Here is a 13,839-nt window from a genome sequence, read left to right on the forward strand (position 1 = left end):
AACCCGGCTCGAATCAGTCCTTCCCAATTCTTCAATCTCCAATCTAATCAATCTAAAATCTAAAATCTAAAATCTAAAATCTCAACTGTCCCAACCCCAAACCAAGCGGGCGCTCCAGAGGAAGAGCAAGCATCCGAGGGCGATCCAGTCTCGGATTTTCAATTGCAACGGGTGCCATTCTACACGGTGTCGATCGGGACTGGTGAAGCCGCGAACTTTCATGGCGCTGGCAATTTGTTCGGCTCGCAGGAGCAAGTTTTCTAACAGTCGCTCGGCTATCATCAACCAAACTTGAGCGGCGCGGCGAAATCCGAGTTTTTTCCAGTTTATCGCTCTGGTACTCACCGATCGCACTAAATTTTGTATTTCTTCCAATACTAGGGGAATGAACCGCAAAGATAAAGTTAATGTTAAGGCTATTTCGGTAACAGGCCAATTTAAGCGGCGCAGGGGCTGCATTAAGTTTTCAAGGGCGCTGGTGATTTCTTCGCTGGCTGTGGTGAGAAGGTAGAGGTTGGTGCTGTAAATTACTGTGAAAAATAGGGTGCTGACGTTGAGAGCTAAATCTAGGGATTTGCGGGTGATTTTAATCGGGCCTTGTTTGAATAAAACGTAACGGTAGTTTGTGGGTTGGGGGAGTTGATTTGGGCTTTGGGCTTTGGGATTGGGGATTGGGGAGTTTGAGCCTAAGTTAAAAGATTGGTACCAGGGTTTGGGCTTTTGAGGGGGTGGAAGAGTTGCCGGCTGTTGGGAAAAGGTTAATTCGTCGGCGGGGATGCGGGGCTGGTGTTCTGAGGGGAGTCCGTCGGGGGCGATCGCGCTGAGGCAAAATACTAATATGCAGAATAGCAGCAGCAGTCCCATTTGCTGTTTCCACACGCGCAGGGGAATGGCTGCGGTTAGTGTCAGTACGATTAACATTCCTACTAGCATCAACCGCCAGATGGGATTGGCGAGTATTGGCGCAATCAGAAATGTCATCAACCAGGCTAGTTTTACGCGGGAGTCTAGCCGGTGAAGCCAGGTTATGGGTTGTTCTAGGTAAAGTCCTATGGGGAGCGATCGAAGTAAGTCCATCTTGGGATTTTAGATTTTAGATTTTAGATTTTAGATTTGGGGATTGTTTGATTGAGGGATTGTTTGATTGAGGGATTGATTGATTGATTGAGGGATTGTTTGATTGAGGGATTGATTGATTGATTGAGGGATTGATTATTGAATGGGGATTATGTGATTGAGCGATTGATTTTTTGAGTGCGATTATTTGATTGTTTTATTTTTAAGAGGAAATTCTTGTTGGATTTGACATTGTTTTATTTGCGATTTGCTGTTGGGTTTTTAGCAATTAAAGTTTTGATGGAGGCAACTGTCATCGCTAAAATTTCATTCGTTTCTGACATGATATTCCTCAAATTAGTGGCATCTACTAATTTAGCTTCAACTATCAACTCCATCCAGTACAAACATTCATCCGCTTCTTCTTCCACTATTCTGAGTTTGGCAATTAAGTCTGCTGTCGATCTAGCGCGACAAGCTGCTCGATAGTTAGCCCCTACAGAAGTTCCTGAACGAATTAACTGCTTGCCAATTACCTCAGAAACGGTATTTTTGGGCAGTGAACTTACTAGCTTAATAACTCTTAATGCTAGCTGCTTCGTTCTTTGTTTAAACTCTTGTTCATTCATCCGATATTTAGATTTTAGATGAAAAAATTTGCTGTAATTGGCAAGCAATTATATCATCTAACCGCCTTTTTTCTTCAATCTAAAATCTAAAATCTAAAATCTAAAATTACTTGACCCGCAGTGCTCTGTTTGTTGTACTCATTTCGGTGGCACGAACTTTTTTGCCTCTCCAAAGCAGCCGCATTGGTGTACCGGTAAAGCCGAGGTGTTTGCGGAATTGGCTTTCCATGTAGCGGCGGTAATTTTCGGTGAAGCGTTTGGGATCGTTGACAAATAGGGCGATTGTCGGTGGCTGCGATCGCACTTGAGTGCCGTAATAGATTTTGCCTTGTTTTCCTTGGCGGGTAACTGGGGCTGAGTGCCAGGTTGTGGCTTCCTCTATGACTTCGTTAATGACGGCGGTAGGGACGCGGCGCTTGTGTTCGTCGGATGCTTTGTCTACTAATTCAATGATTTTTTCAACTCGCTGTCCACTCATGGCGCTAACAAAAATCATTTCTGCCCAGTCGAGGAAATAAAGTCTGGTTCTGACTTCTCTTTCGTACTCGTAGATGGTGTCGGAGTCTTTTTCTACGGCGTCCCATTTGTTGACGACTATGATGCAGGCGCGACCTTCTTGGCTGATGCGATCGGCTAATTTTTGGTCTTGATCGGTAACGCCGTCAATTGCGTCAATTACTAGCAGTATTACGTTGGCGCGGCGGATGGCTTTAAAAGCGCGGTTGATCCCGAAAAATTCTGCGCCGTATTCAACGTTTTTCTTTTTGCGAATTCCGGCTGTGTCAATCAGGCGGTAGGTTTTACCGTTCCTTTCTACTAAGGTGTCGATCGCGTCGCGGGTTGTGCCGGAAATCGGGCTGACTATAGCGCGGTTTTCTCCGAGAAATGCGTTTAACAAACTCGATTTGCCGACGTTGGGACGGCCGATAATTGCTACTTTAATTTCCTCAACTTCTGATAATACTTCCGTGGGAAGATAAGTAATTAATTTGTCCAGCAATTCGCCGGTGCCGTTGCCGTGAATGCCGGAAATTGGGTAAGGTTCTCCGAGTCCCAATTGCCAAAAGTCGGCTGCTTGGGTGAGTCCTGTCTTTTCCGATTCGCATTTGTTGACGGCGAGAATGACGGGGACTTTTTGCAGTCTCAGCCAAGATGCGATCGCTTCGTCGCCGCCGGTGAGCCCGGTTTGTCCGTCTACTACGAAAATGGCTGCGCTGGCTTCTGCGAGGGCCGCCATTGCTTGTTCGCGAATTAAAGGCAGAAATTCTGTTTCGTCGTCGAATACTAGCCCGCCGGTGTCTACGACTTGATATTCCCGATCGCCCCAGTATGCTGGTCTGTAAGTGCGATCGCGCGTGATTCCCGGTTCGTCGTGGACGATCGCGTCTTGGGTGTTGGCTAAACGGTTGACTAGCGTCGATTTGCCTACATTGGGGCGTCCAATAATAGCAACTATAGGTAGAGACATAAAAGTAGCAGCAATTAGGCTGCGCCGTAATTTTGAGGTTTAGTCTTGTATTGTAAGCTAATCTGACCGGAATTTTATAGATTGAGCCTGTGTTTCTGTCTTTTCATGCTGTAGGCGGTGTTCTACCGATCGCCCGTTTAAACATCGAACCCTAAAAAATAGGCACAGCCTATGGATCTGCATTCCCAGCCCGACTCTGAGAATTAGAAATAAAACTTAAATAACTCAACAAATCATCTCATGTGTGGTAATTCTTTGATGATTGTGAAGGTAGATATAGGATTTTAGCGATCGGCTATGATTGAAAATAAGCAGGAGTTTAGTTTTTGACGAAAGCTTAAAACAGCAGCTTAAAAATGGAAACTAAATTTTCCTCAAATCTCAAAACATTAGGTGGTAATATGGCTGTTCTGCAACTAGAAGACGGTAGAACATATACGGATATACGGGCGATCGCGAATCAACTGGCCGTTTTAAATATTGAGATCGATTCCCTGCCCGCAAACAAAAATCCGGCGTTTCAAGAACTGCTAGTTCAAGACATTCTCAATGTTACAGAAAAACAGCAGATTCTCGCAGCATTTAATAGCGAGTTTGAACAGTTTAAGCGCGCCAGCGGATATCAGTGGTGCGACTTAAAAGTTCTGCATCCAGGTTCGCAGCAGATTTACGCGCTGATGACTCAAAGCGAGCGCACTCACACCCACACAGATGCAGAAGTTCTTCACATTTTAGCTGGGGAATGCGTTTTTGGGTTTGTGTATTCTAACGGCTCTCAGGTACAATTAATGCTGCAAGCTGAAGAATACATTAAAGTGCCTGCCAATACCGAGCATTGGTTTTATCTCACTCCGTCGCTGTACTTGAAAGCCTTGCAGTATTACACCAGTGCTCAAGGCTGGGTTCCTCAGTATACTAACAGGAAACTAAAAATTAAAAACTAAATGTAGGGTGCGCTTCGGCGCACCTTTCTCTATCAAAATAGGCGATTGAAATGGCGACACTACCAACAAAGTCTCTCTCTCAAAGACGAGGATTAAATGCTCTCTACTTCATTAGGTGCGGCCATTTCAATTTCTTCGCAACGCTGCAAAAGTGCTTCTATTTCCTGAGCTAAAAAAATTACTTCCGGCCACGAAGAACCGTTAATTAAATCTTGAGCGTGAGCTAATTTGTTTCTCAATGCTTCTGCTGACTTTAAAAAACGCTCCCCGTAGCGTTTGGATTTGAGCCCCAGCCGATCGACTATTTCCGCAGAAGTGAGGATTAAATCTCGCTTGTCGCAGAATTGCAAATAATCGATTAAGTCAATTGCTTCATTTCGCGATCGCCCCAATTCCCACAGGTGTTTTGCTGCTAAGATGCGATCGCCCTTGAGCAATTTTTGCCAAGAATCTTGGGGAAAGTAAATCCGCACGATCCGCAATAAATTCATTTCCAGAAGCGTCACCAATCCAAACAGCAGCATCCGCACCGGTGCTTTTTGCAAATCGCCGCAGGTAACGATCCCGTCGATCCTGTTGCTTTCTAATACAAATAATCTCGGTTTTTCTCGCAGCAGCGGCAGCAATTCCATCAAAGGAGTCGAGGCGGCAATTAATTGTGAGGGGTGAAAAATTTGCTGGTAGTCGCTGCACTTGCCTGTCTTTAAGTGCGATCGTTCTACATAGCCGCAAACCGTGCCGTTTTCTTCAATCCCGAGCACGTCAAAATCGCGGGCCTCCATCCACGATCGCAATTTGGCTGCATCTTCGCAAGCTGGGACAGATTTCAGCGGTTCCGCGAGGTATTTAACTGTAATGCTGTCTTTGAATAAATCCCGCAAGTCGGCGGAACTAGATTTTAAATGTTTCATCTCGTGTCTGGTAATTTCATCGATCGTTGCCCGACAAAATAACAATTAATATTGTAACTGCCAATAAAGACGCCGTATTACTGTGGGAGAATCTCAGCTTTGTAAAAATGGTTTTTTAGGAGTGCGAACGTCGCCCTTGCACTCCTGTAAAATCAAAACTGAGATACTTCCTTACCGTGTCCCTACAGATTTCATGATATTACTTACTGGCTAATTCCGGGCAATAATGGTTGGCGGCAAGGGTGGTAATAATATCCGCATCGGCGAGAAAACTTTCTTTGACAGTTGGATTTTCGATACTGGCAGCTTGCCCGATCGCTCTCAATTTAACTTCCGGCAGAGAAACCCCCGATTTTGCTTCCGCACATATTCTTTTAGCGGCCGCAATTTTTTGACCGGGGGCCCTTTGGATTGCTTGCAGTAAATTATCCGTTGCTTCGGGAGAGTAGCTTTTTGCTAAGCGTCTGTAGTCTTCGAGAAATTTCCCATCGTTTCCTGTCAGCTTAATGTCGGATTCTTGAGGCGAACACAACAAATTTAAGTTAATTACTTCTCCCGCTGAATTGACAAGAAAACATCCTTCGCGTTCTTGGGCGATCGCGCTTTTATCGCTGGGAACCAATTGTATAATAACGGCGGACATAACAGCAGTTAAACGCCAGTAATTTAGCACAGCACTTACCTTATCTAATTGGGATATTTAACAGAAGATTAACGCGGATGAATCCGGGTGTTGCGGGGTCAGATTACGTCCACTCAATTAACCAAAATAATTGTAGGGGCGGGTTTCACCAACAATTTGTAATTCTCACTAAAAATCTACATAAACCCGCCCCCACCAAGCTAAAACAATTATTACCGACCATTTAACCGACATAATATCAGACGAGCATTTCGTTGTCTATGGAAGTTTTCATTAACAGCAAACATCCCCCTTCTGTGAGGGAGGAATGTATGGAACCGGGAACCGATCGAATGTAGTCGCCTTGATGGCAAATTTCCCCTTCTACCATTAAGTCTCCTTCTAATACAAACACTTCCTCCGAGGCAGCGTGTCGGTGCAGGGGAAATGTTACTCCCGGTTCGAGTCGCATCAAGCAGGTAATTTCGCGCTTTTTTTTGTCAATATAAAGCTTGCCAAACGAAACTCCGGGAACTCCATAAGATTTCCATTTTACATCGTTCGATCGCACGATTAAAGATGGAACATTGTTCTCTGTTGGAGAGGTAACAATTGGCTTTAAATTGGCTGATGCTGCTGGGGTTGGCGGCAGTTCGGCTATGCGCTGGAACAGGCGGTTTTTGAGGTCGGGCGTGACGGGAACTGGGGGGGCTGTGTAGGCGATCGCGGCAATTGCGGCTTCAAAAGCTGCTAATTCACTTGTAAGTTCTGCGGACTCTTTCAATTTCTCTGCAAATGCGCCGCGTTCTGACTCGTCGAGGATATCGAGAGCTTGAAGGGCTGCAAGGATGATAGACTCTTCGTCTGGCATCATTTCCATCTGTTTTCCGCCATTAATTGTAATTCAGCCTAACTTGATTTTAATTTTGAGATTGGTCTGCTGCCCTCGCACTCAAGATGGATGATTGGAGATGCCATAATTTTAGATTGATGTTAAAAAAAACTAATTTTGTTTTTTGACAATCTAAAAAAATTGTTCGCTCAAAGCTTGACGCAATTTGGAAATACCCAACCGAATTCTGGTTTTGATTGTACCTACCGGGATACCAGTTTTAGCTGATATCGCCGCGCAAGTCAAGCCTTGGTAGTAGGCGAGTTCGATCGCCTCTTGCTGTTCCTTTGGCAGTTTTTCTAAGGCTGCTTTGACTTGTTCGCTGCGTTCTTTAAACATTGCATCTTCCATCGGTTCTGCAACGCTAGAGATGGGTACCTTCGCATCTTCCAGACAAGCTTCAGCAGCCCGGACTGTTCGCTGCATCGCTCGAAGCCGATCGAGGGAACGACTGCGGGTAAGCATGAACAACCAAGTATCTGCTCGACTGCGAGAAGGATCGTAAGTTGCTGCTTTTTGCCAAATTTGGGAAAAAACATCGATTACCACTTCTTCAGCTTCTTCTACCGAACCCAGGATTTTGTAAGCGAGAGCGTAACTTGGGCGACCGTAGCGATCGTAAAGTTTAGCTAATGCCGTTTGGTCTTTCCGGGCAATCTGCACTAAAAGCAGCGATTCATCGCCTGACTTCTGGCCTGTCATTTCAGTGTACCCAAAATTTTTGTTTTGACGGCACAGATCCAAAATTAAAAATTCGGCGTATATCACTACAGAACATAATTGTAAGTTTGAAGTTGGGGTACAAACTGGAGTAGGCCTTTTCAGGCTAATTTTGTCGTGCTTTGAATGGTAAAAATTCCAAGTCATCTGGAATTTTAGCACCTAATTAGTGATTTTCTGGAGACTTAGCAATCCGCTTTATGCAGAACGAAGAAATGCCCGGAGCCTGAACACTCAAAACAGCCCCATTAACTCGTCATAAGCTCTGTTCGATCGCTCCCAAGAAGAGCCTGGGAACCCATATAAGCGATGCTCTGGCTCCATTGGATCGAGGGAAGCCGTGTCTCCGAGCAGGCATTCCCAAGCATAGTCCGGGAACGAGTAAATCCTTAATTACCCACTTTTTTACATAAATTAGTCTGGCAGCACAGATCCAAAATTGCCAAACCTTCGTATACCACCAATAGGAGAAGGCTCAGCAACAGCGCAAAAGCGCGACAGGTTGACAGATTTCAACCTGTTGCTACAAAAGTAAAACCCGCGAGTGCGGGTTATTTACCATTGATTTGTGCAAAAATTTCATTGAAATAAAGGTGCTAACTGTGAAGCTCACAAAAAAAATTCGCCGAACCATACTAGCTATTGAAGTAGCTCTAATTGCTCTATTAACTCCAGGGATAATTGTCGCTTCCGACCACGACGACGGCGAAGTAGATATCAAAGGTCGCGCTGTAAATTTAACTGACCTGTACGTATATCGCGAAAAAGACCAAAACTCCGGTGCTGCGGACGGGGATTTAGTATTTACCATGAATTCAAATCCCAGGTCTGTCGCCCGTTATCAATATTATTTCAGCACTACAGCCCTCTACCAATTTCACATCACCCAGGTAGGTGACGTGAATTCTACACCTACTGGACGCTCGGATATTATCTTGCGGTTTGCCTTCAGTCCGCCTAACAATCAAGGTATGCAAGCGGTAGCTGTAACTGTTGTTCGCGGTGGCTCGGAGACAACTACTAAGACTACAGTTAACGGCGGGCTAATTGCCACAACTCCGCTGAATTCTAATGCTGTTTTGAATACAGTACCTGTGGGCGGTTCTAACTTGACTGTATTTGCCGGTTTGCGGGAAGACCCGTTTTTCTTTGATGTGGAACAATTTTTCCGAGTTCGGGCTGGAGCTTTGGGAACGGGACCGAAAGTAGGTTTCAAACAAGCGAACCAAGCGATCGACTTTACTAAAGGTTACAACGTCAATACAATTGCTGTCCGCGTTCCCAAAGCGTTTTTGCAAGCAGGAACTGGGGCGAATGTTTTTGATGTTTGGTCAACAGTTTCGATTCGCGATGGAGCTGGCGGTTTCAAACAATTCGAGCGTTTGGCGAGACCTGCAATTAATGAGGGTTTGATAGTTACTCCCGCTTATCTGGAAGCATTCAATAATATTCCTCCGAGATCGGATTTGAGCGCTGCTGCTGCTCCCGTGCGGCAGGAAGCTGTTGCTACTCTGAATGCTGTGGATCTTTTGGACGGTCGGGATAATGTCGATCCAAATGCGATCGCCGGAGCTTTCTTACCCGATGTCATGCGGATCGATACCACAAAAACCAGCGGCTACGCTAGCGCTACAAATTCTCAAGGAAGTTTGATCGGAGGTCGTATGCTGATGGACGACGTTATTGATATCACTCTGGGAGCTTTGGTGGGCTCTCCGGTTGGCGATAACGTTTCATATAACGGAACTCCGGGAAATCCGGCTCAGGGACACAAACCTTTAGAACCGAATTTTCCTTATTTGGCTTTGCCTAATTAGTCATTAGTCATTAGTCATTAGTCATTATTCATTAGTCATTAGTCATTAGTCATTAGTCATTAGTTATTGATTCTTGGCTAATGACTGATAGGAAATGCTTTTTTTAACCGCAGATGAAGGCGGATTAACGCAGATGAACGCGGATGTATGAAAACAAAAATAGGACAAGGAATAAAATCGGATATCTTCGGGTGGGGGCTGCTGATAGTGGTTCCTTTAGTTGGGATAATAGTAGTAAATTTATCTCCTAATTTGCGTTTGATTTCCGATAAATTTTCTAACAAAAGTCCAGAAAATCTCGATAGTAATTACCGCTATCATTTTTCGGAAAGTTTGAGAAATAATCCCAATCAAAAGGAAGCTATTCAGCAAGAGATTGCTTTTTACCAGCAGCGATTGGCTGTTGATTCCCGCAGCGGTTTGAACCGGGCCGCGCTGGCGGGATCTTATTTGAAAATGGCTCGCGCTACTGGGGAGGGAGGTTGGTTTTTATTGGCAGAACAGGCGGCTCAAAGGTCGATCGCCGATTTGCCTTTTGACAACAAAGGTGCGCTGTTAGTTTTAGCTCGAATTGCTGAGGCGAGACACGATTTTGCTACTGCTTTGCGCTTGGCTAAACAGGTGGGTTCTGATAATGAAGATGCGATCGCCCTGGAAGTTACTTCTCACTTAGCGATGGGTAAAGTGAGCGAGGCAAATGCAGCCGCAGAAGCCTTAGTTAACCGGATTCCCAACTTGGGTTCTCTCACTTTGAGAGCTTTAGTGAGAGAGTCTCAGGGCCGAGATGCTGAGGTTTTGCAGGATTACCGCCAAGCAATGGCGGCGGAGGAACCGGGAGAGGTTGGGGGTTCGGCGCGGGCCCGATCGCTCTTGGGTCGATTTTACGCGCGTCGCGGGCAGTTTGTGCAGGCGAAAGCGCTGTTTTTGGAGGCGCTGCGGCTGGTGCCGCGATACCCGCTGGCGCTGATTTATTTGGCGGATTTGGAGACGCGGCAGGGCAATTATCGGGAGGCGGAAGGTTATTACAGCAAGATTTCTGCCTATTCTGGAGGGGCTGCGACGCTGTTCGATCGCACTGTAGATCGCGGTATGGCTAGGGTGAAAGAGTTGCAGGGAGATGCGATCGAATCCCGGCGACTTCGCGACAAAGCAGAAGCCGGGCTGCGGCAGGAACAGGCTTTGGGATCTCGCGGTTTTGGGCACCGGCGCGATTTGGCGAGTTTGCTGCTGGAAAAAGGTCGATCGCAGGATGTCGCGGAAGCGCTGGCGTTAATGCAGGAGGAGGTGAAAATTCGGCGGGATGCTGCGGGGCTGGATACTTTGGCTTGGGCGCTTTCGGCCGCTGGGGAATGGCAAAAGGCCGATCGAGTCATGGCCGAAATACGGAAATCGGGGATTCGCGATGCGGGTATGTTTTACCGGGCTGGTGCGATCGCCCGGACTTTAGGTAAGGATGCTGAATCTCGCGCTTATTTTCAAAAGTCCAAGGAAATTGACCCGAATTTTGACGATCGATCTCGCCAAGCATTGGGTTTGGGAAGTTATGAATTTTGAGATTAGCTAATAGCAGCCATTCGGCCAAGTTCGCCATTCCGTCAATCCGCCAGGGGTTGAAACCCCTGGCTAAAAGCTTAAGTCCTCTTGCATAGGACTAAAAGATTTCACTAAAAAGTAGAAAATCTTTTAGTCGGTTTCAACCGACTTTCGCTATGAGACGGGGATTTCAATCCCCGGCGGGCTTGCGGGTAAGCGCGCCGTAAAAATCACAACAAAAACAAATAATTCATCCGAAAATCACTAAAAAAATAGGTATTTATGCAGTACAAAATGAACCGATTTTTTAAATTATTTCTCCTATTCTTCCTGACAATTTCCTTGTTACTAACAACCTCAACCCGACCAGTTTACTCGCACTGGTCAGACTTATCCGTAGCAGAAATAGTAGTCAACGATTTGCAAACCGAAATAACATTAACTTTCCCAACCGGCTTAACAAACTTCGCCGACGACAATCGAGACAGCCAGCTACAATCTGCTGAAATTCGCAGCCACCAAACACAGCTAGAAAAGTTTTTCAGCCAACAAATTCGCATTACCAACAGCAGTAACATTCAAGGCTCCCTAGCAGTAAAACCGCTAGAAATAGCAGCTAAAACCGCCAGCTTAATCCAGCAGCCGAATACCCACAGCACCTTAATTTTAGACTACACCTGGCCCGCACCTTCTCAAAATACAACCCCCGGTTTACCTGACTCAATTTCCATCTCCAAATCAGAGAAATTGCGGATTAATTACAATCTGTTTTTGCCTGGAGTGGTGACAGCTAGCTGTCAAGCTACGATCGTGCAAGCGGGTGCTGTAAAAAGCTTTGTATTTACGCCGCAAAACCGCGAGTTTTTGTTAGCCGGAAATGAATCAATCTGGGATTCAGGTTGGAGTTTGCTGCTAGCAGTAGCGGGAGCATTTGTTTGGGGATGCGTGCACGCGATGTCGCCCGGACACGGCAAAACCATAGTCGGCGCTTATTTAGTTGGTTCGCGGGCTACTCCGATACACGCTTTATTTCTAGCAGCGACGACTACAATTACTCACACTGCCGGCGTGTTTGCGGTGGGCGGAATTACTTTGTTTGCTTCTAACTTAATCAACCCAGAAAAATTAGATCCTTGGCTGAGTTTAATCTCAGGTTTATTAGTAGCTTTCATCGGGCTTAACTTACTATTACAAAAAATCAAAACTAGGTTGGTAGTGAGGACGGAAGTTATCAAAAAAATCAAAAGTAAAGTTTTTAATAAAAACTGGTTTCTCAGGAATAAAGTCGTTACTGCGGAATGTGAAGAACCAGTAAATCTTTTGAGTAGAGGAACTTGGGAGCGAGAATTTAAGCCTGTAAAACCCGATATATCTCACCACTACCACCATCACGGAGACGGCCGGATTCATTCGCATTTGCCTCCCGGTGCTGACGGTTCTGCTATTACTTGGAAAAGCTTATTAGCGTTGGGAATTTCCGGCGGTTTGTTGCCTTGTCCTTCCGCTTTGGTGATGCTGTTGAGTGCGTCGGCTTTGGGCAATGTTGGTTTGGGAATGACGTTAGTGGTAGCGTTTAGTTTGGGATTGGCTTTGGTGCTGAGTGCGATCGGGTTAATCTTAGTTTATGCCAAACGGAATTTTGATAAACTGCCCAAACAGATAACAGCAGTCAAATTTCTGCCTGCGATTAGTGCGATGTTTGTCATGTTTTTGGGGTTGGGAATTACCGGACAGGCGATGTTGAAAATATTGGCTGCAAATCAATGGGTAATTGGCAATGGATAAGCATTAAATTAGGACTCTCCCTCCTAACTACAAACTTACGAATAAGTCGTATTTTAGATACCCGATTTCTTGAAGAAGCCGGGTATCTGGGTATTCTGTTTTTTAGCTGTTGCTCACTTATCAAGCCGCACTATGTTTATTGATAATTTCAGCTAAATCCGGTACTCCGTTTTCCACGTAAGTCTTAGCTGAGGGGCGGAGTTTGGCATAGGCGCCTTTAACCATCGCTCTTGTGCTTTTCTCGACCCTTTTGTCACTTATCTGGAGCAATTCGTCTGCTACTTCACCTTTTCTTTGGGCTAGATATTCTACTGGGTTGCCATTGTTTTTCGCTTCAGTCCACATCGGATCGAGTGCGATCGAGATTTCTGGCAGAAGTTGATCGACGACTTGGGCGCAATAGTCCGCCCGTATCCCCTTGACAGTAGAGTAGGCAGCTTTAAGAGCCAGACCACCCAATCCGGACGCTGCTGCAACTTGTTGGTCTATCAACTTTACACAGTCATCAACAAAATTGTCTCTGTGGTTTTCATTCAAGAGAATATCGCTAAGTCCCATTTTCACTTTCCTTGATTTAATAGTCAATGTGCTTATTAGCTTTAAGCTTAATCTGACATCATATATCTATTTTGAGCCTTTACTCAAGGTTTCCCAAGATTTTTAAAGTTTGAATGTCTCTATGAGACAACCTAATGTTGAGATTTGTCTAGTATGTTATGGAAATTAATGTTCTATCTGCTACTAATTATTAGCCTGCGGTTTGTAGTAAGGGCTTTAGTCCTTATTAGGTGATATTAATGAGGACTAAAGCCCTGACTACAAACTGATGAGTTGTGAACAGTCACATAACAAAGAGAACAGCTCGAAAAAAATATTAGAAAGGCTCTGCCTAAGTCCGATCGCGCTTGCACGTATGATCTGGCACCTATCATTAGGATTGGACATTCGGCGTGATGCCTGCAGGTACTGCAACGAGGGGAAGTTTCACGGTTTGAGCCGGACGATCGGTCGATCGCAATACCAAATTTTTCGGTAATTTCGCGGAAGTGCTTAGTCCGGGAAATATTTGAAGCGATAAGGTTAAGCCGGCCGCTAATAATAGTTTTTCTAACATGGCATTGTCTCCGATACATATGCCCTAGGGCATAATTCCTCTTACACCTACAACATATAAACATCCTCAGTCGCTTGGTGCGATCGCACTGGCATAGTTAAGTGACATATATCACCACCGAGCAGGGGGTGATAGGGATAGGGGGTGTGGGGATAGAGGGTGATGAGCATCAGGGAAGTGGGGGAGAGCGGGAAATCTTTCCTCGCACTTTTACCGTCAACATCTGTTGAACGTGTTAAATCCCTTACACTGGTTCATTGCCAAACTTTCCTACAAATCAAGAATTGTCCTAGAGAAAGAAGCCGTTGAGTCTCTCTCAAAGGTAGAATTAGCGCGTAGAAGTTATTT

General features: G+C 45.4%; 14 protein-coding genes. 4 read left to right on the forward strand and 10 right to left on the reverse strand.

What is annotated here, in order from left to right; genetic code table 11:
* Positions 1-81: 81 nt before the first annotated feature.
* From OSC7112_RS24775 to der, 3 genes are all read right to left on the reverse strand, one after another.
* The gene (locus OSC7112_RS24775; RefSeq protein ID WP_015178470.1) at positions 82-1,077 is read right to left on the reverse strand and encodes an energy-coupling factor transporter transmembrane component T family protein; all 996 of its coding nucleotides are present in this window, start codon (positions 1,075-1,077) and stop codon (positions 82-84) included.
* A gap of 236 nt (positions 1,078-1,313) precedes the next feature.
* A complete protein-coding gene (locus OSC7112_RS24780) occupies positions 1,314-1,685 on the reverse strand; it encodes a four helix bundle protein (protein ID WP_015178471.1) in 372 nt (123 codons plus the stop codon).
* Between the two features lie 106 nt (positions 1,686-1,791).
* Positions 1,792-3,153 carry a ribosome biogenesis GTPase Der gene (gene der / locus OSC7112_RS24785; protein ID WP_015178472.1) on the reverse strand — a complete coding sequence of 454 codons (1,362 nt, stop codon included), beginning with the start codon at positions 3,151-3,153 and terminating at the stop codon, positions 1,792-1,794.
* A gap of 356 nt (positions 3,154-3,509) precedes the next feature.
* Here der and OSC7112_RS24790 point away from each other — a divergent pair, with 356 nt between their 5' ends.
* Positions 3,510-4,097: a 1,2-dihydroxy-3-keto-5-methylthiopentene dioxygenase gene (locus OSC7112_RS24790; protein WP_015178473.1), complete on the forward strand. Its 588-nt coding sequence runs from the start codon at positions 3,510-3,512 to the stop codon at positions 4,095-4,097.
* 92 nt (positions 4,098-4,189) lie between these two features.
* Here the strand turns inward: OSC7112_RS24790 and OSC7112_RS24795 are convergent, their stop codons facing one another.
* The 4 genes from OSC7112_RS24795 to OSC7112_RS24810 form a co-directional block, all read right to left on the reverse strand.
* Positions 4,190-5,008: a CBS domain-containing protein gene (locus OSC7112_RS24795; RefSeq protein WP_015178474.1), complete on the reverse strand. Its 819-nt coding sequence runs from the start codon at positions 5,006-5,008 to the stop codon at positions 4,190-4,192.
* Positions 5,009-5,207: 199 nt separating this feature from the next.
* A complete protein-coding gene (locus OSC7112_RS24800; RefSeq protein ID WP_223300686.1) occupies positions 5,208-5,651 on the reverse strand; it encodes a DUF732 domain-containing protein in 444 nt (147 codons plus the stop codon).
* Positions 5,652-5,889: 238 nt separating this feature from the next.
* Positions 5,890-6,510, reverse strand: coding sequence for a cupin domain-containing protein (locus OSC7112_RS24805; RefSeq protein ID WP_015178476.1), 621 nt, complete (start codon positions 6,508-6,510; stop codon positions 5,890-5,892).
* Between the two features lie 144 nt (positions 6,511-6,654).
* Positions 6,655-7,224, reverse strand: a complete 570-nt coding sequence (locus OSC7112_RS24810) for a sigma-70 family RNA polymerase sigma factor (RefSeq protein ID WP_041623437.1) — start codon at positions 7,222-7,224, stop codon at positions 6,655-6,657.
* Between the two features lie 620 nt (positions 7,225-7,844).
* Here OSC7112_RS24810 and OSC7112_RS24815 point away from each other — a divergent pair.
* The 3 genes from OSC7112_RS24815 to OSC7112_RS24825 all read left to right on the forward strand — a co-directional run bounded on the left by OSC7112_RS24815 (position 7,845) and on the right by OSC7112_RS24825 (position 12,377).
* Positions 7,845-9,059, forward strand: a complete 1,215-nt coding sequence (locus OSC7112_RS24815; RefSeq protein ID WP_015178478.1) for a DUF4331 domain-containing protein — start codon at positions 7,845-7,847, stop codon at positions 9,057-9,059.
* 147 nt (positions 9,060-9,206) lie between these two features.
* Positions 9,207-10,613, forward strand: a complete 1,407-nt coding sequence (locus tag OSC7112_RS24820; RefSeq protein ID WP_015178479.1) for a tetratricopeptide repeat protein — start codon at positions 9,207-9,209, stop codon at positions 10,611-10,613.
* Positions 10,614-10,874: 261 nt separating this feature from the next.
* The gene (locus tag OSC7112_RS24825) at positions 10,875-12,377 is read left to right on the forward strand and encodes a nickel/cobalt transporter (RefSeq protein WP_015178480.1); all 1,503 of its coding nucleotides are present in this window, start codon (positions 10,875-10,877) and stop codon (positions 12,375-12,377) included.
* A gap of 120 nt (positions 12,378-12,497) precedes the next feature.
* On the opposite strand, the gene OSC7112_RS24830 is transcribed toward OSC7112_RS24825, so the two are convergent.
* From OSC7112_RS24830 to OSC7112_RS41940, 3 genes are all read right to left on the reverse strand, one after another.
* A complete protein-coding gene (locus tag OSC7112_RS24830; RefSeq protein ID WP_015178481.1) occupies positions 12,498-12,935 on the reverse strand; it encodes a DUF6918 family protein in 438 nt (145 codons plus the stop codon).
* 373 nt (positions 12,936-13,308) lie between these two features.
* Positions 13,309-13,491, reverse strand: coding sequence for a QAALIT motif small membrane protein (locus tag OSC7112_RS24835; RefSeq protein WP_015178482.1), 183 nt, complete (start codon positions 13,489-13,491; stop codon positions 13,309-13,311).
* Between the two features lie 47 nt (positions 13,492-13,538).
* Positions 13,539-13,661 carry a hypothetical protein gene (locus tag OSC7112_RS41940; protein WP_263053554.1) on the reverse strand — a complete coding sequence of 41 codons (123 nt, stop codon included), beginning with the start codon at positions 13,659-13,661 and terminating at the stop codon, positions 13,539-13,541.
* Positions 13,662-13,839: the final 178 nt, after the last annotated feature.

Source organism: Oscillatoria nigro-viridis PCC 7112 (assembly GCF_000317475.1).
Lineage (GTDB): Bacteria > Cyanobacteriota > Cyanobacteriia > Cyanobacteriales > Microcoleaceae > Microcoleus > Microcoleus nigroviridis.

Bases quoted from the DNA above. Each gene is read 5' to 3' on its own strand.
- OSC7112_RS24780 (WP_015178471.1), bottom strand. From the start codon at position 1,685: ATGAATGAACAAGAGTTTAAACAAAGAACGAAGCAGCTAGCATTAAGA.
- OSC7112_RS24805 (WP_015178476.1), bottom strand. From the start codon at position 6,510: ATGGAAATGATGCCAGACGAAGAGTCTATCATCCTTGCAGCCCTTCAA.
- OSC7112_RS24800 (WP_223300686.1), bottom strand. From the start codon at position 5,651: ATGTCCGCCGTTATTATACAATTGGTTCCCAGCGATAAAAGCGCGATC.
- OSC7112_RS24810 (WP_041623437.1), bottom strand. From the start codon at position 7,224: ATGACAGGCCAGAAGTCAGGCGATGAATCGCTGCTTTTAGTGCAGATT.
- OSC7112_RS24825 (WP_015178480.1), top strand. From the start codon at position 10,875: ATGCAGTACAAAATGAACCGATTTTTTAAATTATTTCTCCTATTCTTC.
- OSC7112_RS24795 (WP_015178474.1), bottom strand. From the start codon at position 5,008: ATGAAACATTTAAAATCTAGTTCCGCCGACTTGCGGGATTTATTCAAA.
- OSC7112_RS41940 (WP_263053554.1), bottom strand. From the start codon at position 13,661: ATGCTCATCACCCTCTATCCCCACACCCCCTATCCCTATCACCCCCTG.
- OSC7112_RS24830 (WP_015178481.1), bottom strand. From the start codon at position 12,935: ATGGGACTTAGCGATATTCTCTTGAATGAAAACCACAGAGACAATTTT.
- OSC7112_RS24835 (WP_015178482.1), bottom strand. From the start codon at position 13,491: ATGTTAGAAAAACTATTATTAGCGGCCGGCTTAACCTTATCGCTTCAA.
- OSC7112_RS24820 (WP_015178479.1), top strand. From the start codon at position 9,207: ATGAAAACAAAAATAGGACAAGGAATAAAATCGGATATCTTCGGGTGG.
- OSC7112_RS24790 (WP_015178473.1), top strand. From the start codon at position 3,510: ATGGAAACTAAATTTTCCTCAAATCTCAAAACATTAGGTGGTAATATG.
- OSC7112_RS24775 (WP_015178470.1), bottom strand. From the start codon at position 1,077: ATGGACTTACTTCGATCGCTCCCCATAGGACTTTACCTAGAACAACCC.
- der (WP_015178472.1), bottom strand. From the start codon at position 3,153: ATGTCTCTACCTATAGTTGCTATTATTGGACGCCCCAATGTAGGCAAA.